This window comes from Heyndrickxia camelliae (assembly GCF_002844575.1).
Classification (GTDB): Bacteria; Bacillota; Bacilli; order Bacillales; family Bacillaceae_C; genus Margalitia; species Margalitia camelliae.
The window spans coordinates 1-19471 of record NZ_PIQO01000029.1 but is presented as its reverse complement, the minus strand read 5'-3'; the positions used below and the strand labels follow the sequence as shown (position 1 = coordinate 19471).

Genomic DNA, 19471 nt, shown 5'->3' with positions numbered 1-19471 from the left:
AACTAATAAAAAATTTATTTAATAATATTTTAATTTTCCACTGTTAAAATTACCTTCTGTTCGTTATAAAATATAGTTTTCATAATGGAGTAACCATCTTGAAAAAGAACTACGTTAAAATTATCCTTGATTTTCTAATGGCATTAACCTTCGCATTATTAATGGAACCTAAAGTGCTAGGCGGATTACCTTTTCATGAAATTGCCGGTCTTGTCTTTGGTGTTGCCATTCTTACACATATTGGATTAAATATAAAGTGGGTTAAAAATTCAACCCTTAAAATTTGCGATTCAAAGCTTCCTATTAAAATAAGAGTAAGCTATCTATTGAATATACTTTTATTAATTTCATTGTCTACAATTATTTTTACCGGAATTTTTATCTCTAGAGTTGTATTTCCTAGCCTAGCAATGAATGGGAATCATATGATACGAGGTTTACAAGTCTTTCAGCAAATATAACACTTGTGTTGGTTAGCTGCCATATAGGAGTTCATTGGCAGTGGATTAAAGGAACTTGTAAAAAAGCGTTTAAATTCAAGACAGGAGAATGGAAGAAAGGCGTTATTGTATCGGTTATTTTTTCCATTGCCATATTAGCAGGAGGAATTCAATGGTTTTTCTCTACTTCCCAACCAACAGCTGGTGATATGAAGCAATTTGCACAAAAGAGTAACAGCAAGTTCTTTAATAATGGAAGTCCAAGTACTCTCGGTGGTCATGGCGGAGATTTTCAAGGACCACTAAATGGAGAATTCCACAAACATGATAAAGAGAAGTTCGAGCACCGTGGAGGCGCTAGTGCATACCTCGTGATCTTTCAATATTTTGGAATATTTGTCATTATTATTATACCAGTCTACTTTATCGATAAACGTTTCTTATCAAAAAGAAGAACACAAAAGAAGCTATTGTTAAAAGACAACGCAGTTTACATAAAATTAAAAAAGAAGACGTTTCAATACATCTTCTTTTTTGCGATGTTTTTCTGCTTATCATTATTATTATTATTTACTTTGATATTTGTAGACTTTCCATCAGAATTAATAAAATGAAATATAATACCAATGCTTTACCATTTTTACAATCGCTTTTATATATCCACCAAATTGTCTTAATTGCGGCTTTTTATTATCGGAAGTTTTCCTTCTTTTATCTTTGTGATTATAACATTTCGTTCAGTACTATTCCATTTGAAGTCCCAGTCTATACTATTTGATTGAAAGGGATAAGGAGCAATAATAAGATAAAAGCAATCTGAATTCCAAATGGCCGCCAATCCTTTATTTTACATATTCTAACAATAGACATGATAATTATGATGATAAAAAATCCGGTCGCTGCCATCCACATAAACGGCAGCATAAATGGCGTAAAAGATTCAATTAAAGTCCATTGAAAAAAGGAACAAAAATTAGAAGGAAACCACTTATACACCATAGCCATAATTTTTTTATTCTACTCACCACCAGTTAACCGTTTCTTACTTATTTTCCATTTGTCACATTATGGTACTTTTATATCATGCATGCCCTCTAGATTATATTAATAAGCTAATTTATACCCTTTATAAATGGTATTGTCCTATTAGCTTCGAAAAAAGCCACCTTCAGAATGAATGACTTGCCCAGTAATCCATTCTGCATCATCACTGGCAAGGAATCCTATTAAACGGGCAGCATCCTCTGGAAGTCCAATTCTTCCCATTGAAAACTTTGGTGCAAGCACTTCTCTGATTTCATCTGTCATCCATGTCGAATCCGTTGGTCCAGGATTTACTGCATTCACCGTAATTCCCAACGGTGCGAGTTCAATGGAAAGAGATTTTGTAAAAGCGGTAATGGCTCCCTTTGTGGCAGCATAAGCTAATTCTCCTGGCATTGAACTAATGTCTTGACCAGAAGTCAGATTAATAATACGTCCTGATTGTTGTTGAGATTTTTCAAAACGACGGGCAAATTCCACACAGAGTAGGAAAGTCGATCTCATGTTTACTACATAGTGGTCATCTATTGTTTTGGCATCCAAATTTACATACCCATCGCTGGTTGAATGTGCTGCATTATTTACCAAAATAGTTGGAAACCCTAAAGTATTAGATATAGAATCTAGTATAGTAAATGCGGCATTTCTATCTGACAAATCTATATATAACCCATCACAACGAACACCAAATTCTAAAATTTCTTTTTTAAACTTATCTGGCCACTCCTCTTCTGCATTCCAATATGTAAAATAAATATCTATCCCTTGTGAAGCTAACCTACGACAAATTGCTGAACCCATATCATTTGAACGACTTGCCCCTGTAATAAGTGCGATTTTTCCCATTGTATTCCACCTACCTATTTAAAGACTTGTTGTTTGGATCCAGGAGTGTTACAACCTTTACAGGCTTGCATATACCTATCTGTTCCATTTTTAGAAGTATCTAATAAAAGTAACCCGCATTTTTTATAGAATGGATAATTATTTGAAGAAGTGGTAGCAACCCAATCTCCATGAGGAAGCTATTGCGCACAAAGATCCACAAGTTATTTCTCAATCCCTTTCCCACGGTATTCTGTTAAAATAACCAAATCCAAAATCGTTGCTGACATTATTGGGAAGAGTTGATCCTTAACATTCCAAGCATTTTGTTTTGATCCAAACAGGGTATGCCCAAGTGGAATTCTTGAATATTAACGAAAAATTTTCCCTTTGCTCATTCATCCTCAAAAAGCGCTTCAACCCCCCCCTGGAACTCCCTATGTTCCTTCTCTAATTCTATCCTTTAAAATACTGGTCCATCACAGGACTCTCCCCCATTTAAGGTATGACTTATTTAAGCTTGCGATAAAAGTGGATGTTTAAAAGCATCCGGAAAAGAAAGTTCTCCTTTACTTTTAACAAATAATGTCTCCCCATTTTTACAAGGGTGTTTTTTTACATTTAGTAGATTTTCAGAATCTGGTGTAAAGTGGAGTATAATCTTTTTTATCCCTAATGGAACAATTTTATGTAATATCTTTTCCACCGAACATTTTTCTTTCGCAATTAACTCATAAATATGGAGAGTTTCATCTTCTTCTGCAAAAATTAGAATAACATTGTCCTCTTCTAAGTAGTACAAATTATTTTGAAATACACTTAAACAATAAAACATGAGAATGCTATGGGAGTTTGTTGAACCAAAAGTGAGTGAAACTGGCACTCTGTTTTTTGCAAATTCATATATAAATTGTAAATCCATCTCATCATGTCCATCCAATATCTTGAGCGTAGTTGGATTTGAAGCGGAAGGAAGGTTATCATAAAAGAATTGAGTTTCTTCTATTACTTCAAAACCGAATTTTGGGTAATAATCGAGCACCGTATCATTAGCAAACAAGTATATAAAATCACATTTATTCTCATACTCTTCAAGAACCTTCCTCATCAACTTTCCAGAAAGTCCTTGATGACGAAAATCAGGATGTGTCATAACCGTTCCAATCTGTATAGCACTTTTTTTCTCACCATTTACCATGAAATCTAATAAATTTACAGAAACATTAGCTATTACTTTTTCAGCTAATACATAGGAGTAAGGTATATACCTTTCATTCCAAAATCCTTTTTGATACCATTCTTCAAAACTTATTCCAAATACATGGTTTGCCAATTCATTAAAACTACTACGTAATTTATCCTTTGCTTTATAATCTTTTATAAACTTTATATTTTGCATATATATCCCCTTAGTCCAGACTAACTAAAATATACTGTTGGAATTATTTAATGTAATTTATATTTTTAAAAGAAATTCATAACCCACATTATTATAAATATTTTTAAACCCAAGATTTTCTGCAATGGCTTTAGAAGGTTTGTTTGTGTCCATTCAATCCCAATATGGTATCCTTACATTTTCCAAACAATCCTTCAAAAAATAATAGGCAACTCTTTGCCCCAATTTCTTTCTCCGTTGAGTTTCAAGTGTTTCAATATTAATAAACTGAACATTGTCACTAACAAAACCTGAAAAACAAATTTTTATTAAATAATACCTCTTCATCCTCAAAAACAACGTTAAAAAAGTATCGGCAAATTTCAATATATGTACTATTAAAGTCTCCAGTTAGTAATATCCCATTTGGAACTGTCTCAATACGGGAACCTGTGTTGATAAGCGATTTATTAAGATGGGAAAATTCAATGAAATACGAATTACTTGTTAGCGTCATAAATCCAGGATTCTTCATATCCCGCGTATTCATCCTAACCTGCACCTTAGAGGACGTATGCTGTGTAAACAGATTGCGTTAAATAGGAATTTTCAATAATTCCATTCCTAAATCTAATAGGGACAATAATGATTAACTATTTCCAACAAACGTTCAGAGCATTCGGATGGCAACTTTTCAGATAGTCTTGCTCCAGCTATTATAGGAGCCCATTGAAAAACCTCCTCTTTTGACAAACCACTTTTCTCACAATATATGCGCAAGTACATATCTGCTAATTCCGTAGAGTATTGCGAATACAAAAGATACGTACGGTATACATCTGCGCGAATATCCCCTGTGCTGGCATCCACCCAATCAATAATACTTACATTGTTTCCTGACATAATTAAATTAAATAAATGGTAATCCCCGTGACAAAGTTTTTTCTCAAATGATATCTTTTTCATTTTATTTTTTAATGCAGCCTTATGTTTTTCATCTAAGATGTCTGCTGATTCAATATTACGAATCAATTTCACAGACATTGGCTCAATGGAATCAGCAGAAATCCTATGAATCTTTTGTTGTAGATCCACAGAAATACTAATATAGTATTCCGCTTTCTTCATGTCTTCGAAGAGAATATCTCCAATGGTTCTACCTTTAATATGTTCCATGATAATAGCTTGTTTTCCATCTATTTTCGTAACATCCAGTACTTTAGGTACAGGTAAACCGCAAGAATAAGCAAATTTTTGCTTACTGGCTTCATACATAGATTCTGTTTCCGGCAAATACTCATTAAAAACTTTCATAATGTTATTGTCGGAAAGATATACTTTTGCAGTAGCTCCTTCAGCAATTGGGAGACCTAAATGCATCAGTTATAACTCCTTTTTTAAAAATACAATTAAATAGCAGCTTTTGGCTGCTGTTTCCTTTTGACCATACGAGTAGCTGCTTTGAACCAGATTACGAATAACTTGAAAAATACTTTACGGCCACCTAAAGTACATAACAGAAAATACAAGGGAGAAAGCATAAAGAAATTTCCAAAGATTTGATAGAAAGCTTCGGGAGAATAATAAGTGACTTATGTACAATTCCCATTCTATATATCATTACTTTAAGTGTTTATTTAGCCATCAATTATCGATTTCTTAAATTAGTAATAGTTATGTTTATTAACCGTCCCATAATCTTGCAACTGCAACGAGATTCTGTCCGTTGAATTCCATTCTGTATATATCCGGTTTAGATGATTGCAGTAGAAATTTCAAATTGTAATGATTGTCATAATACCCCATCATCAGTGTCATTATTGCTCCATGCGTACCAATAGCTATTTTTTTCCCCTGATAGGTATGTAGTAATTCCTTTATAACTTTTATACCTCTTATCTGGCATTCTTCATTTGATTCTCCACCCGGCAAGGCATAATGCGGATCAGAATAAGACCTTTCTAATAAAGGAAATAACTCCTTATCTGATATTCTTGTATCCTGTGCCGAAAAAATTCTTACTTTTAGATCTTCCAACACAAGAATTTCCTTTTGTGCGACTTCGGCCAATTCTTGTATTGTAAGAATAGAACGTTTATAAGGACTCGATACAAAGACATCGATATTCTCCGCTTGTAGTAATTCTGTTACCCGATGTGCATCGATTTGTCCTTTTTTTGTCAGGACTCTTTCTCTTTCCTTGTAACCCGTTTTTGGAGATTCGCCATGTCTCACCATATATATGTATGTTGTCATCATTCACCTCTTAGTAAAAAGTATTGCAAATATAACTTACTTTCCAACACGCAACAACTCCGTTGGTTTTTTCTTTACAAAATGCTTCTCAATAAATGTTAGAACTTCATCATTTCCTGGTAATGTGGCCTTTTCGATTGCTTCTTTAAATGTTAACCATTCATATTCACTATGTTCATCATTTAATATGACTTCCTGTCCATTATTTACAAACCCAACAAATACTGGTGCAAGGTAAATGTAATCCGCTTTCGGATCATAAAATTGATCAAATTTATTAGCAATATAGAGAGAAACATCCTTCAATCCCGTTTCCTCTGCTACTTCTCTTATAGCAGCTTCCCAAGCCGTTTCCCCTTTTTCTATACCCCCTCCAATATAGCACCATGCATCATTTAATACAGATGATGCCCGTTTTAATAAAAGCACCTTATACTCATCATCAAATTTCTTTAATAATACAACGGCAATTCCACTAGATTTTATTGGTATTTCCACTTTCCCCATTTTAATCTCCTTTTCCCTTGTTATATAGAACCAACCATCCGAATGACCTTCCCATCCATTTCAGACTTAAACTCCTTCATTCCATTTTTACGATAAAAAGCAATCGCCTGTTCATTAGTAGGAGAGACTCGCAAGTGATATTCATAGACATTATTGTTTTTAAAGTAATCCATCGCATAATTATGTAATTGTGCACCTAATCCACTCCCTCTTTTTTCTGGAATCAGGTAATAAAGATTTATATACCCGATGTCTCTTTCTTCATATTTTTTAATAGATAATTCAAGCTGCCCCACCGGAACTCCATTTTCTATCAAGAGCATAAAACCTTTAGAGTTTTTGGCTGTCTGTTCTTTTAACCATTCAAGATACTCAAAATCATTACCAAAATCCTTATCTGAACCAAAGCTAACTACAAAAGAATCTCGCCTAAATGAAATCACATAATCTTTATGTTTACATACGTCAATTGGTATGAACTCCATTTACGTCGCACCTCTTTACCTCTGTTAATAATGAAATTCGCCTTAAGACAAAATTTTCCTTCTTCATGTACCTGAAAAAGTAAAATGCGTTTCTAATATTCTAGAAACGCAAACGGTTTGTTCATTCCATATTATCGCTTAAAAAAAGTTGGTACAGTATCAACATTTTTTAACCATATTTGTTCTTCTCTGTTTTTTCCGTACTTTACTATGACATTACCTTTCATTGCTTTTTCCGTCTTCCTAAACCAAGTAATAGTAGAACCAATAACCTGTGGCGATTCATCGATATTATTTTTCTTCGGGAACGTCATCTGTTTTTGCTTGCTCGTATTAGTATTAATGATGTAAAGAGAGGTATGCATAGTGGGAACTGGTCCTTCCTTCCAATCCTTGTTTTCCTTTGCACGTGCAACGATAACTTGATCTGGTGAAAGCCACTCTAAATCTAGATCAACATAGCCCTTAGGAGTGTATTCTTTTCGTTCATTTATAGTAGGAATATCGGCTATCACAGTCTTTTTATTCTCCACAAAAAATCTTCCCTGTCCGGATATGAATGCTAATTGATTTTTTGTTGGAGCCCATTTTATCCATTCTTCATACCAAAGCATTTTCCCAATAACTTGAAACTGTTTTCCCTCAGAGGAAAGGACACATAATGTATTACTGTCATTAGACCAGGAAGCTGTTGGCATGGCCAGAAAGCTAACCCATTTCCCATCAGCACTCCATTTAAAATAGTCTGCGTCAATTGCAAATAGTTCGTCTGGATTTGTTAGAATGGTATAAAAGGGCTTTATTTTTTTCTTATTCAGGTTTGCATCTACTGAAACTTGAAATAGATGAACTGGTTCCCATCCTGTAGGCAACAAGGTGGATTGCGAAGAAACAATGAAATGTTTTCCATCTGGAAACCATTCAAAATCACTAACCCCCAAAGAAACATTCTTAAACCCTTCTGGTCTTCCATTCTTTATTTTTGTCACGTTTAAAACACCACCGGCAATATACGCTAACTCATTGGATGTTGGGGACCATTTAAAATTCCTTGTTTCAATCGATATATAAGGCTGATAATTCTCCTTATTTCTTGTGTCATAAACATATAAATTAGATTTTCTTCCGGTAGCATCGATAGCTAAATAAGCGATAAATCGTCCATCTTTGGACCATTTAGACGAGGAAACATTTAAGCCTTTCGTAAGTTGTACTTCTTTTTCGTTTTCTTTCAGCCATAATTGATGATCTCGTATAAATGCAGCTTTAAGCGGAGTTTGCGCATAAGTACTGATGGTAAATGAAAAACAAAAGACTATGAGTAATCCAACTACTTTATATGCCATTTGGTAACATCCCTCCTTGGAGGTAGGATGTCCTTGTCAGTAGATTAAATGCAAAAATAAATCACTTCATAAAAGCTCCATTAGCTGGAAATAACAGTTGTTCTATCATGTTTGCATATTGATCAGAAACTATTCGAGCACCACTACTTTTTAAATGAATACCATCTAGTGTGAAATACAAGCCTCTTGACTTCGAAATGCGATCAATCCGTTTTGGATCCTTATAAAAGATGACATCCTTCATTACTCTTATCACACTTGTATTAAGATAATCGGAGCTGTTCACTTGACTTAAATGATTCTCGAATACATTATGCATATCTAAAAAGTGCACATTTCCATAGTTTCTATGAATCGAGTCAATCAGAGCGGAAATTTCTCTTAATTCCCCATTTGCTTTATTCGTTAGGTTTTCGCCGACAATTGCTGGTGATACTGTTATAATCTGTTTTGAAGAGCTGCTAACCATCTCCAGTATCTTACTGAAATATGTTTGAAACTCGCTATGATCGCTTGCCACTGGTTGAGCTTGAACTTTAAGCATTTTAGAATATACGTCATTAACACCAATCCAAAGGAAAATAAGGTCATAATCCGTTGTCAATGTTGATTTTGTTAATCGAGCATGTAAACTTTTCACTGTCTCTCCTGATTTTCCAAGGTTATCAAATGTAATATTCGGGTATCTTTCTCTCAAGTAACGAATGAAGGAAACTCCCGGTCGTCCTTCTGTTAAACTATCACCGATCAATCCAATTTTCATTTTTTTATCCCCTTTTTTGAATGGATTTTAAAAACATCGTAATAGCTTGATTAAATAGAGGTTCGAGTTTACTATATTCCAGAGTATTCGTGAGCTGACACAATCCTCCCAGCCAAGTTCCCAGTAATACTGTCCACTCCTCTACGTTCCCTTCTTCAAATTCACCATTTCCTATTCCTTCTTGCAAAATAGCACGATATGAACTCATAGGTACAATTGCTAGATTATACAATTGCTTTACGGACTCTATACTGGAGTTAGGATTAGACGCTAATTCCTGACCAGATTTTAATAAAGGAGTTTGGTAGTTATAAAGTACATGTATCGCTATACCGTACAATTTTTCGGTAGCTGAGGTGTAAGAGGTTTCTTTTTTGATCCATTTTTTATGCCAATCTTGCATGCTTGTTTTGGCCAATAGGACAAAAAGCTTTTCCTTGTTCTGAAAATGATAATAAATATGTCCTTTGCTATATCCTGATGCTTTTGAAATATCTGCAACGGAAGTTTGATTATAGCCTTTTTGAGCAAATAAAAAGGTTGCCTCTTTCATGATTTCCATTTTAGACTGTTCACTATCATAACGCCTTTTACTCAAAGAAATACTCCTTTCAAACATTTGAACGTTCGTTCTAATTTAATTATACAGAGTTTTCCTAATTTTAAAATATAAATGCACAATTATTCATCCATTTGTCAATTTTGTACTATGTTATTAGAACTCCCATTATTTCATTCAAACGGATATAAGTTTACTCAACGGGGATATTAGGGAACTATTTGACTATAATTGAAGAGCTTCAATCCTTTTTCTATCCATTTCATCCAGCCAATCTTGGTATTTTTGATAAGGTTGATAAATTGGGTCTGCATCAAGAGCTATGACTTCACACCCATGGTCATCATAAATAAAGAAAATAATGTCCTTTGTAATGTTTACAAAGAAAACATCAGGATAATCAATGGCATCCCTTCCGAATCCTGGTTTCATCGGAAAATCTTCATGACAAACTGCTTTAAGTAATTCCGGTACATGTAGGTCCTTGCGTTTACACATTAAGGAAAATCGTTGCATTTCGTACTCTTCTGCTTCCTCTCCCTCAAAAGGGTACGGATAGGTCTTCACTCGAATACGATACAGATCATTTTTGCTTTTTAAAAACGGGCGGTATACCTTTAATTTTCCTGTACATTGCTTTTTACTTTTGTGCTGAGATTTGTCACTAGAAATATGTCATCGTTTGGCTCAAACAGCTCATTAAAAATGGTGGAGACTTGCTTATAAACAAGCCTAAATCTATCTTCATTCAATTTAACATTTTCTTTGAGTTGATAGATATTTCCCCCGAGTATAAAGTGGGGGCCAATTCCCCACTGATTATAAATGCTAGGAATTAATTCGAGAGTAGGAAACTTTTCCATCAAATAATCCATTAGATTCATTTAAACAGTTCCTCTTTCAGTAATTTCTTATAAATTAAATCTTTCTTTTATCACTTTTGCTACTTCTTCTGCACTCATATTTGTATTGTTTATTCTAATGTATTCCTTTCTAGTAATTTCACCATCATACGAATTTAATCTATATTTTTCCATAGATAACCTCATATCATTTTCAGACCATTCTATATTTCTTTTGGTTGGTTTATTTGCTAATCTATTAGGGGACTTATTTCTTTCTAGCCTTTCGTTCAAATTCGCCTCAAGCTCAACAAAATAAACCGTTCCCCCTCTTGCTTCGAAAATATTGCATACCTTATCGACATAGTCCCAATCTGGTTGATGGTTAAAAGCCCAAACATAGGTAAAAATCATTCCTTCAAGATTACTCTTTGCGACTGCCTCAAATATTTCCATCCGAAATAAATGGACTAATCTTTTCCCTTCTTTTGTGCTGTAATCAAAAAATGGATTTACGAGATCAATCGTCATGTGATTATGAAAAAGCCTTAACCCTGTTAAATTCGCTAGTTCTTGCCCTACTGTCATTTTCCCGACAGCTTGCGGACCAAATATCAATACAAACTTCATATTTTTATCACCTTCACCATTATAATGTAAAAATAATTCTCTCTAACTTAAGTAATTCCTTCTTCACTCCTAACGTATTGCTTTTTTTCTTGACTGAATCAACATAATTGAGTACAATTACTTTAATAATGTAAGTAACTTACTATTTTTTAGTTAAAAATCACAAAATTCAATTAGCGTAAGTACTAGGAGGATTAATATGAACTTTCATCATGGCCCTAATACATTTGTTGGGCAAGTGGATATAAGGGTGCAAAATTTAGATCGATCTTTACTGTTTTATAAAGAAATGATTGGATTTCAAGTTTTAGATCAAACAGAGACTACAGCTACATTAACAGCAGATGGAAAGACTGTTTTATTAACACTCGTACAACCAGAAGACGTTATCCCTAAACAATCACGCACCACTGGACTATATCATTTTGCTATTTTATTACCGACGCGTGCTGACCTAGGAAAAATATTATTACATTTTATTCAAGCTGGATATCCTTTACAAGGTGCATCGGATCATCTTGTGAGTGAGGCTTTATATTTAGCTGACCCAGATGGTAATGGAATTGAAATTTATTCAGACCGCCCATCTTCTTCCTGGAGCTGGAGAAACGACGAAGTAATCATGACAACAGAGGCAATGGATGCACAAAGTGTGTTAGATGAGGCACAAGGAGCAACTTGGAATGGTTTACCAGCTGATACGATTATGGGACATATTCATTTACATGTATCTGAATTAAGAAGTACGGAAGAATTTTACAAAAAAGGACTTGGATTTGATGTCGTTTGTCGTTATGGAAATCAAGCACTATTCATTTCGACAGGTAAATATCATCATCATATTGGTTTAAACACATGGAATGGCATTGGCGCACCTGAGCCTCCTGCCAATAGTGTAGGACTTGCTTCGTTTTCTTTAATCTTTGCAAATTCTGAAAAAAGAAAGAATATCTTGGAACAGTTGAAAGAAATTGGTGCAACTGTTACAGAGGAAAATGGATATTTTGTAACAAAAGATCCTTCCGGAAATAGAATTCATTTACTTGTTAAATAAAGTAAGGAGGCTGGGACAAAACCATAAAATCAAAAAACGTATGCAATCTAATTTTTAAAAACCTTGATTTCATACGTTCTTAATATCGGTCTTAAACCAATTTTAAGGTTTTTGTCGTATGTCCCAGCCTCTTTGAACATTTTTACAAGTTAAATAAACTTGGAGATAATAACTGCTTTACATGACCTCTCATAAAATTCAAGTGGTCCTGCTTCTCCTATTACTGCATATTCATAGCCAAATTCCTTCATATCTTTTAAACATCTATGCAGTAACATATAACCAATTCCAAGAGTACGCTTGGACATTGCTGTTCCCATTGGACCAAACAAACCTTTTTTCCTCCTGACTACGTTATAACAAGCAAAGCCCAGAATTTCACCTCTTTGAACCGCTATATAAATAGGAATGTTGTCTGCTTCAAGCCCGTTGTTAATTGACTCCAACCACCCATTTCCAAATTCCGCTTCTACAAAGGACTTTAAAGGATTTGCATCTTCTAAACTAGCCTTTCTAATGGTTACATCTTTATTAGGAGTAAATTGTGGCAGAGTGTAGTCTCTTAAAGATACAATCATATCTCTTGGAGACGACAATATTTCTATTATCGTTGAAACTTGCACACCTTTAACCATGGCTTTTGTTCTCTCATCGTTAATATCGAATATCGCTTTTATCAATAATCCTTCATTAATATAAACTTGTTTATATCGCGTCATTCGTTTGCTTGCATTCTCTAATACCTGCATGGTAGTTAAAGAAATTTTTAAATCAAAATATTCACTTTCAATTCCTTGCTCTGCATTGCTAAGGGGATGAAATTTTTGCACACGTTCTTTACAGGTACCATAAAGCTTTGGATTATGAAGGAAAACCTCTGCGCAAACTCCTTTCCTTTCCCTAAAAATCCCGAGCAGCAAATGATATGGATAAATGATATTACTAGATTGGTGTGCTTCTATTTCAGCAAACTTAAATATTCTTTTCATTCGCTCGGAAAGTTTCATTAGGTTTACATTCCATTCATAGCTATCCAACAAAATATCCTCCCATTTATTGAATTTCGTTTCTGGCCACTTTTTCTATTTAATTCTGTTAGGAAGACATTAATTCCTTCATATAGCAGCATTCAAAAATTTATCGTTTTCTTGTCTGCCACTATTTTTTAAAAAGCGGATTATTGTTTTTACTCTGGTTGTTTAGCTTCTCTAGTTCCTCCTTTATTCTCTCGATGTCTATCCGAGCAAATAATGACTTTACATTTGTTAAAATATGTGAGTCTATATAAATTGGTTGCCAGCTATCTCTGGAATTCGCAGCATTTCCTTGACCTTTTTGCTCGAGAAAGGAAGAAAGGGTGATAAGATATTCGCTAAATTTACAATCAAATAAACACAATCGGACATCGTTTGTTTGCATGATTCTATATTTTCCCTTAGTTGATTCCAAGGCTGCTTTTCATCGAAATATTTATTGGAGTATCTAACAACCTCAAATACTTTTTCCAGACCTTGTTTGAAAGCAGTGGTTTCAATGCAATGCCCTACCTCATTATATAATCGTATGATTTTCTCTACTACCTCAGGATTAACCTTTTGGTTGGGTACTACATTATCGAATGATTTTTGAATGAATTTCAGTGTCCTGTTTACGAAGTTTCCATATGCCCCCAATAATTCACTATTATGACTATAAATGAATTCTTTCCAGGAAAAATCTGCGTCTCTGTTTTCTGGTGCGTTAATGGTTAGAAAATAGCGTATCGAATCAGGATCATATCGTTGCAATAGGTCTGGAACCCATAGGGCCCAGTTTTTACTAGTAGATAATTTCTTCTTTTCTAAAGTTAGAAATTCATTTGAAACAATGTGGGTTGGCAATGTTTCCTTTCCTATTCCTACAAGTATTCCTGGCCAAATAATTGTATGAAATGGAATGTTATCTTTCCCATGAATATAATAAGATTTTACGTTTGTATCCCAATAAATGGAGTCATCGTTACCCGTTTTTTCTGCCCATTGCTTACTTGCAGAATAGTAGCCAGATACAGCCTCAATCCACACATAAATTTTCTTATCCTCATAGCCGGCAACTGGAACTCTCACGCCGATAGGCAAATCTCTTGTCACTGCCCTGTCCAGCAATCCTTCCTTTAAATACCGTTTCGTAAGTGCAATAGCATTTTCTCTCCAAAGTTTTTTGGTTTCAGCTTCTTTCGTATAATTTTCCAGTAAAGATTGGAGGGAGTGTAATGAAAAGTAAAAGTGCTCCGTGTATTTAGAAATAGGGGAATGCCCACAAATTTTGCACTTTCGTTCAAGCAATTCAAGTGGCTCTAAAATGGCGGAACAGCTATCACATTGATCCCCACGTGCCGGCTCTCTGCAGATCGGACAATATCCCTCCACAAAACGATCAGGTAAAAACTGCTCGCAATGTTCACAATAGGTTTGTTCCACTGCTTTTTTATAAATCAAGCCTTTTTCAAGTAGTTTTAAAAATATTTCTTGAACAACTTTATGATGATATTCTATATCGGTTCTAGTGTAAAGATCATATGAAAATCCCATTCTAGAAAAGCATTCTACAAACTCCTCGTGATAACGGTCTGCAATCTCTTTTGGTGAAACACCTTCTTGTTTGGCTCTAATTGTGATAGGTGTACCATTACAATCACTTCCGGAAACATATAAAACTTTTTCTCCTTTTAAACGATAATATCTTGCTAATATATCTCCTGGAAGCAAGCTTGAAATATGGCCTAGATGTAAGGAACCGTTAGCATATGCCCATGCCCCTCCGATGAAAATACTCATTTTATAAAACCTCCTCTACTTTTTATCCATTTTCAAATGTACTTTGGTCATGTATGTGACGATTTCCCTGCTTTGACTCGCCGCTATTGTTTGTTATATGCCCTCATCACCTTATATTCCGGGCACGTATCCAGCTCTTAATTCCTCACCACCAAGTATTTCAGGCACAAATCCCATGAGGATAAAAAATGTAAAAACAAAAAACCTCGCCCGCAACTAAAAATAGTTAAGGACGAGGTTTCATTTCCACGTGGATACCACCTTATTTCACAAATAGCTCACACTATTTGCCTCAGCAAGTACGGAGTAAAAAGTTATTACTCTTATACTGTGACTTTGATAACGAGTGCCAACTCTCGCCGTAGCCTACTAATACAGAGAGCACGTTCAGTACGAAGCTCAGAGACCATTTTTCAAATGATTGTTTTTGCTTCTTTTCAGCTGTCGAAGCTCTCTTAAAAAAACAATATCATTTTACTTTTTCTCTTCATTGCTTTTATTTATTAATCCTAATTTATTCAATTATTCCTTAAATGTCAATATTATTTATATTTGTGAAATACTTATATTATTGTGGGTATGTTTTTCTTATAAATTTTATGGCATAATCAATTATCTGAACTAACACTTCAACTTTAATATCTGCCACTTTATTAATATACACGCATGCTTTCCCTGTTGTATGTTTACCCAAATCCTTTAATAATAATTTTTGACTACCTTCTTCACACGGGGCTAAATATAAGCTAATTTTTGATTTACGCGGAGAAAAGCCTACCAATGGTGCATCCCCTTCGTGCCCGGATTTGTATTTATAATGATAAGAACCAAAACCAATGATACTCTGACCCCACATTTTTGCATTTAAACCGGTCGCTTTAGAAAAAATATTTAATAATGTATATGCGTCTTCTCTTTTTTTAGGATTTTGTATTTTTTCAATAAATTCGATAACACTATGATCCGTTTCTTTTGTTTTTAGTTCATACATAAATAGAAATCTCCATTCCATTAAATATTAGGGAAGTGCATCATCCTTGTATTGGATAGATCTTAGGATCCAGAGCAATACCATATTGTTTACTTATTTTTATATATTACATGAAGCGCACCCATAATTACCTTTTCTTACCGTATGCCTCCATTAAAGCATTGAGAATATTTTCTACGTGGACTAACCTGTTGGCAAGTGAATTGTTTATCCGAAAATCGATACAATGTTCCGTACCGAAATACCTTTTGTAAATAGGGTGTTACTGCCTTTTTTTGACTCCCTAGAGTAACATTTAACTTTTTCCATTGTTTCTCCAATTCCTCCCCTTCCTTAATTAGTTCGACATTTGGTGAAATCAAAAAGATTCTTTTTACTTGCTGTTTTAAGAAAGATAATCTCATTACTGTTACTTCCCAATCGTTTCCATCTAAACTTATTCCTCCGTCTGTAAGTAATAGGATATTAGTCGTCGCAGTATATTTCTTTGCTTTTATGATTTCTTCCAATGCAAGATTTAATTTTGTTCCATATTCCCATGAAGTCGTTTTTTTCCTTAAATGTTCATATTGTGTCCGAAAAGAATTTTTAGTAATGTATGGTGACACATATGTAGGTGTATCAGAAAAAATATAACTATCTACATGAGCGATTTTTTCTAAAATGGAGATGAAATATAGAACCAAGACGACAAACTTCCCCATGGAGCCTGACACATCTCCTATAAATAGGATGTTAATTGGTTTTGTGGCGAAACTTGTTAGGGTTAGACTTTTCTTATAATAAAATCGTGAAAGTTTCCCTCCACTCCTAGCTTACAGAAAAGGGCTCTCCTTCTAATTGTCCTGACTGTGCATCCACAATTTGTTTGAATGCATTCCAGGACGCACCTAAATCGGATGACTCTAATTGACTGTGGCACTCTATATCTATAAATTTTGCGGAAAACAAGGTAGCTGATTTTCCAGAAAGTTCTGATTTTTCCTCTCCAGGCTCCCCGCGAAGTCCAATAGGCTTGCCCAGTTTTAAATACATTCATAACTTCCTCGTTGTCAGTTCATCTAAGTAATAATTTTCACTCTCTAACAAATCTATTAGATCATCAAAATCAAGATTATCCATATTATTAAGTGAATAGGTATGCCTCATTTGAACTACTCCCTTATTCAAGTAAATGATGAATTCAATACCTCCATTTTAATTCATTTTGTAACATAACTAAACAACTATTCCTATTATTGATAAAATTCTAAAATATTCAATTCGTAAATGTTTCTGTTTATAATAAATATTATTGAAAAATTTTTCGTCTTTGATATGGAAGGAGGTGCATACATTGACTACTGAAACTCCTGGCTACTTAAAACCAGACTGTGAACATTGTATTGGGTTGTGCTGTGTCGCTTTGCCATATTCCAAATCTGCATATTTTGCTGTGAATAAAGAGAGTGGAACACCATGTCACAATTTATTATCCAATTTCCAATGCAAAATACATAAAGAACTCAGGAGTAAAGGTTTTAGAGGCTGTGCTGCTTATGAATGCTTTGGAGCAGGACAAAAAGTTTCACAATTCACTTATGAAGGGAAAGACTGGCGCAATGACGCAGAGCAAGCGAATGAAATGTTTCGTGTATTCCCCATTACGCAACAGCTACATGAAATGCTTTGGTACCTGCATCAAGCACTTAGTATGGAAGCTACTATACCTATTTACGATCAATTGCAAGTTTTATATGAGGAGACGGAACACCTAACGAAACAATCTCCTGAATATATATTAAAGATAAATGTCCGTGAACATCGTGCAAAGGTAAATGAGTTGCTCTTACGTACAAGTGAATTGATTCGTGCTAAATCACTTAACAAAAAATTCAAGAAGAAAATTCAGTATGACTTAATTGGGGCAAAGCTAAATGGGGCTGATTTAAAAGGCGCTAGTTTAAGAGGAGTGCTGCTAATTGCTGCTGATTTAAGAAATGCAGACCTAAGAACCGTTGATTTCATTGGGGCTGATTTAAGAGATGCAGATCTAAGTGGAGCTAATCTGATGGGCAGTTTCTTTCTCACTCAAGCACAGATAAATGCTGCAAAAGGTGATAGAAACACAAAATTACCAAATTCACTATCTATTCCCTTGCATTGGAAGCGATGAAATAGAGACTGGGTCATAGGACAAAAACCATTGAAATTGGGTTAAGCCCTGATAGTAAAAACGTATGCAATCAAGGTTTTAGGTTTCATACGTTTTTTTGATTTAACTAGGTTTTGTGCCAGCCTCGAAATATAAAAATTATTTAATCTAATGTAATGACAAAGTGATGCTCCTCCCGATACTTATCAAATGGGAAACGTTCCGTAAAATCAAGATCAATCCCTTTAAGATTATCCGGTAAAGGCGGCGAAACAATGAAGGGATAACGCATATATCCAGACCCTCCACCTCCACCATTGGAGCGGCAATCAAAAGAATCATCAATGGATAATTCAAAGGACCTATGGTGTTTCTCTCTATCATGGATAACATCTTCAGACTCTTCCCAATCAGTATATAAATAGATGACACTAGCATTTGAATATTGTCGTATACAAGTTACCGTGTACAGAACTTCATCTTTCTCATATGCTTTAAAAACTCGTAAATGTTTTCTAAACTCCTTCGGTTCTACTTTAAGTTTATAGAAATCTTCCAGCTCAATAGTAGAAAAAAGTGCCTTTAAAGAATCTTCGTAAAAACCGTATTTTTTTGCCCATTGTCCAAATACTTCTTCTGAAGGAATACTTGAATCTTTTAAGTCCATTTCTTTCCGTTGCTTAAAAGGGAAACGTTTCATTTGATCCTCCATTTTTATGAATATTTTACATCTTCCAATGTTATTAAAAAAGCGAAAATGGACACAGGTTGATCTTGAAGCTGCAACAGGGATTCATAGAAATCAACTTAGTGAGTATAGCAACAATAAACGAACAATGTCGCTTAAAAATGCTCGAATTATTGCAAATGCTCTTAAATGTCACATTGACGATTTGTATGATTGGAAAGTATAGACACGGTGATAGGGATAATTTCTCCTTATTCACTGCCCTATAAACAACGTTTTCGTTGTCTTAATGAAATATTAAGACTATTTCAAGTACTGTAATATAATTGTAAAGTAAGCAATTGTCGTTTGTCACTGTCTACTTTTGTCGAATTAATTGAAACCTTGTCGAAAATGATGGAATTTATGTATATTTTTAGAAATTCATTATCCACAACGTTCAATTTTCAAAATATATACAATCGGATTACTTTGTTTATTCATTTATTTTTATAATTTATGTAATGCTCAAGCCTTTACCGGCTTAAGTCATTATATGTTATTATTTACTTCCATATAATTTATCAATATTATCTTTATTTATATATCCTCTTAAGTAGCTTGTATTATAGTATTCATATCCATTACTCTTCATTTTACTCAAGCTAAATTTCTCACCTATAATTTCAAAGTCTTCTTGTGATAATTCCTCTTTATCACCAATTAATTCACTT

Annotated in this window: 22 protein-coding genes, 2 pseudogenes and 1 other annotated feature; of the genes and pseudogenes, 5 read left to right on the top strand and 19 right to left on the bottom strand. The window is 34.3% G+C overall.

Going from position 1 to position 19471, the window contains the following annotated elements:
• Positions 1–98: 98 nt before the first annotated feature.
• Together CWO92_RS25880 and CWO92_RS25875 are read left to right on the top strand one after the other, a co-directional pair.
• Entirely contained in the window at positions 99–461 is a 363-nt protein-coding gene (locus CWO92_RS25880; RefSeq protein WP_207767828.1) for a hypothetical protein, read from the top strand.
• 5 nt (positions 462–466) lie between these two features.
• Positions 467–1054, top strand: coding sequence for a hypothetical protein (locus CWO92_RS25875; protein WP_207767827.1), 588 nt, complete (start codon positions 467–469; stop codon positions 1052–1054).
• Positions 1055–1586: 532 nt separating this feature from the next.
• Here the strand turns inward: CWO92_RS25875 and CWO92_RS22790 are convergent.
• The 12 genes and pseudogenes from CWO92_RS22790 to CWO92_RS22735 form a co-directional block, all read right to left on the bottom strand.
• Positions 1587–2330, bottom strand: coding sequence for an SDR family oxidoreductase (locus CWO92_RS22790; RefSeq protein ID WP_101356506.1), 744 nt, complete (start codon positions 2328–2330; stop codon positions 1587–1589).
• 493 nt (positions 2331–2823) lie between these two features.
• Entirely contained in the window at positions 2824–3708 is an 885-nt protein-coding gene (locus tag CWO92_RS22785) for a GNAT family N-acetyltransferase (protein ID WP_101356505.1), read from the bottom strand.
• A gap of 153 nt (positions 3709–3861) precedes the next feature.
• Positions 3862–4035, bottom strand: coding sequence for a GNAT family N-acetyltransferase (locus tag CWO92_RS26615; RefSeq protein ID WP_133120606.1), 174 nt, complete (start codon positions 4033–4035; stop codon positions 3862–3864).
• Positions 4036–4317: 282 nt separating this feature from the next.
• Positions 4318–5067, bottom strand: coding sequence for an aminoglycoside phosphotransferase family protein (locus tag CWO92_RS22775; RefSeq protein WP_101356503.1), 750 nt, complete (start codon positions 5065–5067; stop codon positions 4318–4320).
• Between the two features lie 303 nt (positions 5068–5370).
• Complete coding sequence (locus CWO92_RS22770; protein WP_101356502.1) at positions 5371–5943, bottom strand: histidine phosphatase family protein; 573 nt, start codon at positions 5941–5943, stop codon at positions 5371–5373.
• Between the two features lie 36 nt (positions 5944–5979).
• Positions 5980–6450, bottom strand: coding sequence for an NUDIX hydrolase (locus tag CWO92_RS22765; RefSeq protein ID WP_101356501.1), 471 nt, complete (start codon positions 6448–6450; stop codon positions 5980–5982).
• 20 nt (positions 6451–6470) lie between these two features.
• A complete protein-coding gene (locus tag CWO92_RS22760) occupies positions 6471–6935 on the bottom strand; it encodes a GNAT family N-acetyltransferase (protein WP_101356500.1) in 465 nt (154 codons plus the stop codon).
• A gap of 131 nt (positions 6936–7066) precedes the next feature.
• Positions 7067–8281, bottom strand: coding sequence for a translocation protein TolB (locus CWO92_RS22755; RefSeq protein ID WP_101356499.1), 1215 nt, complete (start codon positions 8279–8281; stop codon positions 7067–7069).
• Between the two features lie 61 nt (positions 8282–8342).
• Positions 8343–9044 carry an SGNH/GDSL hydrolase family protein gene (locus CWO92_RS22750; RefSeq protein WP_101356498.1) on the bottom strand — a complete coding sequence of 234 codons (702 nt, stop codon included), beginning with the start codon at positions 9042–9044 and terminating at the stop codon, positions 8343–8345.
• A 4-nt stretch (positions 9045–9048) separates the two neighbouring features.
• Positions 9049–9642 carry a TetR/AcrR family transcriptional regulator gene (locus tag CWO92_RS22745; RefSeq protein ID WP_101356497.1) on the bottom strand — a complete coding sequence of 198 codons (594 nt, stop codon included), beginning with the start codon at positions 9640–9642 and terminating at the stop codon, positions 9049–9051.
• Positions 9643–9828: 186 nt separating this feature from the next.
• Positions 9829–10487, bottom strand: a pseudogene (locus CWO92_RS22740) (DUF3885 domain-containing protein).
• A gap of 27 nt (positions 10488–10514) precedes the next feature.
• Complete coding sequence (locus CWO92_RS22735) at positions 10515–11075, bottom strand: AAA family ATPase (protein ID WP_101356496.1); 561 nt, start codon at positions 11073–11075, stop codon at positions 10515–10517.
• Between the two features lie 199 nt (positions 11076–11274).
• On the opposite strand from CWO92_RS22735, the gene CWO92_RS22730 reads away from it, so the two are divergent.
• Entirely contained in the window at positions 11275–12129 is an 855-nt protein-coding gene (locus CWO92_RS22730; protein WP_101356495.1) for a VOC family protein, read from the top strand.
• 149 nt (positions 12130–12278) lie between these two features.
• Here the strand turns inward: CWO92_RS22730 and CWO92_RS22725 are convergent, their stop codons facing one another.
• From CWO92_RS22725 to CWO92_RS22705, 5 genes and pseudogenes are all read right to left on the bottom strand, one after another.
• A complete protein-coding gene (locus tag CWO92_RS22725; RefSeq protein ID WP_101356494.1) occupies positions 12279–13166 on the bottom strand; it encodes a GNAT family N-acetyltransferase in 888 nt (295 codons plus the stop codon).
• Between the two features lie 121 nt (positions 13167–13287).
• A pseudogene (metG, locus tag CWO92_RS22720) lies at positions 13288–14945 on the bottom strand (methionine--tRNA ligase).
• Positions 14946–15170: 225 nt separating this feature from the next.
• Positions 15171–15445: a binding site (T-box leader), on the bottom strand.
• Between the two features lie 68 nt (positions 15446–15513).
• A complete protein-coding gene (locus CWO92_RS22715) occupies positions 15514–15936 on the bottom strand; it encodes a DUF1801 domain-containing protein (RefSeq protein ID WP_101356493.1) in 423 nt (140 codons plus the stop codon).
• A gap of 137 nt (positions 15937–16073) precedes the next feature.
• Positions 16074–16676, bottom strand: coding sequence for a vWA domain-containing protein (locus tag CWO92_RS22710; RefSeq protein ID WP_268877617.1), 603 nt, complete (start codon positions 16674–16676; stop codon positions 16074–16076).
• Between the two features lie 70 nt (positions 16677–16746).
• Positions 16747–16971, bottom strand: coding sequence for a hypothetical protein (locus CWO92_RS22705; protein WP_101356491.1), 225 nt, complete (start codon positions 16969–16971; stop codon positions 16747–16749).
• A 301-nt stretch (positions 16972–17272) separates the two neighbouring features.
• Between CWO92_RS22705 and CWO92_RS22700 the strand changes: the two genes are divergently transcribed.
• Positions 17273–18091: a pentapeptide repeat-containing protein gene (locus CWO92_RS22700; protein ID WP_437177573.1), complete on the top strand. Its 819-nt coding sequence runs from the start codon at positions 17273–17275 to the stop codon at positions 18089–18091.
• Between the two features lie 142 nt (positions 18092–18233).
• Here CWO92_RS22700 and CWO92_RS22695 read toward each other — a convergent pair whose 3' ends face one another.
• Positions 18234–18770, bottom strand: coding sequence for a hypothetical protein (locus CWO92_RS22695; protein WP_101356489.1), 537 nt, complete (start codon positions 18768–18770; stop codon positions 18234–18236).
• A 16-nt stretch (positions 18771–18786) separates the two neighbouring features.
• Between CWO92_RS22695 and CWO92_RS22690 the strand changes: the two genes are divergently transcribed.
• Positions 18787–18984, top strand: coding sequence for a helix-turn-helix domain-containing protein (locus CWO92_RS22690; RefSeq protein ID WP_101356488.1), 198 nt, complete (start codon positions 18787–18789; stop codon positions 18982–18984).
• Positions 18985–19299: 315 nt separating this feature from the next.
• Here CWO92_RS22690 and CWO92_RS26775 read toward each other — a convergent pair whose 3' ends face one another.
• Positions 19300–19461 (bottom strand): phage lytic cycle repressor MrpR family protein, encoded by a 162-nt coding sequence (locus tag CWO92_RS26775; RefSeq protein ID WP_496197113.1) that lies wholly within the window; start codon positions 19459–19461, stop codon positions 19300–19302.
• Positions 19462–19471 lie beyond the last annotated feature (10 nt).

Coding starts and splice junctions, on each gene's coding strand:
- CWO92_RS22790 (WP_101356506.1), bottom strand. CDS start 2,330: ATGGGAAAAATCGCACTTATTACAGGGGCAAGTCGTTCAAATGATATG.
- CWO92_RS22785 (WP_101356505.1), bottom strand. CDS start 3,708: ATGCAAAATATAAAGTTTATAAAAGATTATAAAGCAAAGGATAAATTA.
- CWO92_RS26615 (WP_133120606.1), bottom strand. CDS start 4,035: ATGAAGAGGTATTATTTAATAAAAATTTGTTTTTCAGGTTTTGTTAGT.
- CWO92_RS22775 (WP_101356503.1), bottom strand. CDS start 5,067: ATGCATTTAGGTCTCCCAATTGCTGAAGGAGCTACTGCAAAAGTATAT.
- CWO92_RS22770 (WP_101356502.1), bottom strand. CDS start 5,943: ATGACAACATACATATATATGGTGAGACATGGCGAATCTCCAAAAACG.
- CWO92_RS22765 (WP_101356501.1), bottom strand. CDS start 6,450: ATGGGGAAAGTGGAAATACCAATAAAATCTAGTGGAATTGCCGTTGTA.
- CWO92_RS22760 (WP_101356500.1), bottom strand. CDS start 6,935: ATGGAGTTCATACCAATTGACGTATGTAAACATAAAGATTATGTGATT.
- CWO92_RS22755 (WP_101356499.1), bottom strand. CDS start 8,281: ATGGCATATAAAGTAGTTGGATTACTCATAGTCTTTTGTTTTTCATTT.
- CWO92_RS22750 (WP_101356498.1), bottom strand. CDS start 9,044: ATGAAAATTGGATTGATCGGTGATAGTTTAACAGAAGGACGACCGGGA.
- CWO92_RS22735 (WP_101356496.1), bottom strand. CDS start 11,075: ATGAAGTTTGTATTGATATTTGGTCCGCAAGCTGTCGGGAAAATGACA.
- CWO92_RS22730 (WP_101356495.1), top strand. CDS start 11,275: ATGAACTTTCATCATGGCCCTAATACATTTGTTGGGCAAGTGGATATA.
- CWO92_RS22715 (WP_101356493.1), bottom strand. CDS start 15,936: ATGTATGAACTAAAAACAAAAGAAACGGATCATAGTGTTATCGAATTT.
- CWO92_RS22705 (WP_101356491.1), bottom strand. CDS start 16,971: ATGTATTTAAAACTGGGCAAGCCTATTGGACTTCGCGGGGAGCCTGGA.
- CWO92_RS22695 (WP_101356489.1), bottom strand. CDS start 18,770: ATGAAACGTTTCCCTTTTAAGCAACGGAAAGAAATGGACTTAAAAGAT.
- CWO92_RS22690 (WP_101356488.1), top strand. CDS start 18,787: ATGAATATTTTACATCTTCCAATGTTATTAAAAAAGCGAAAATGGACA.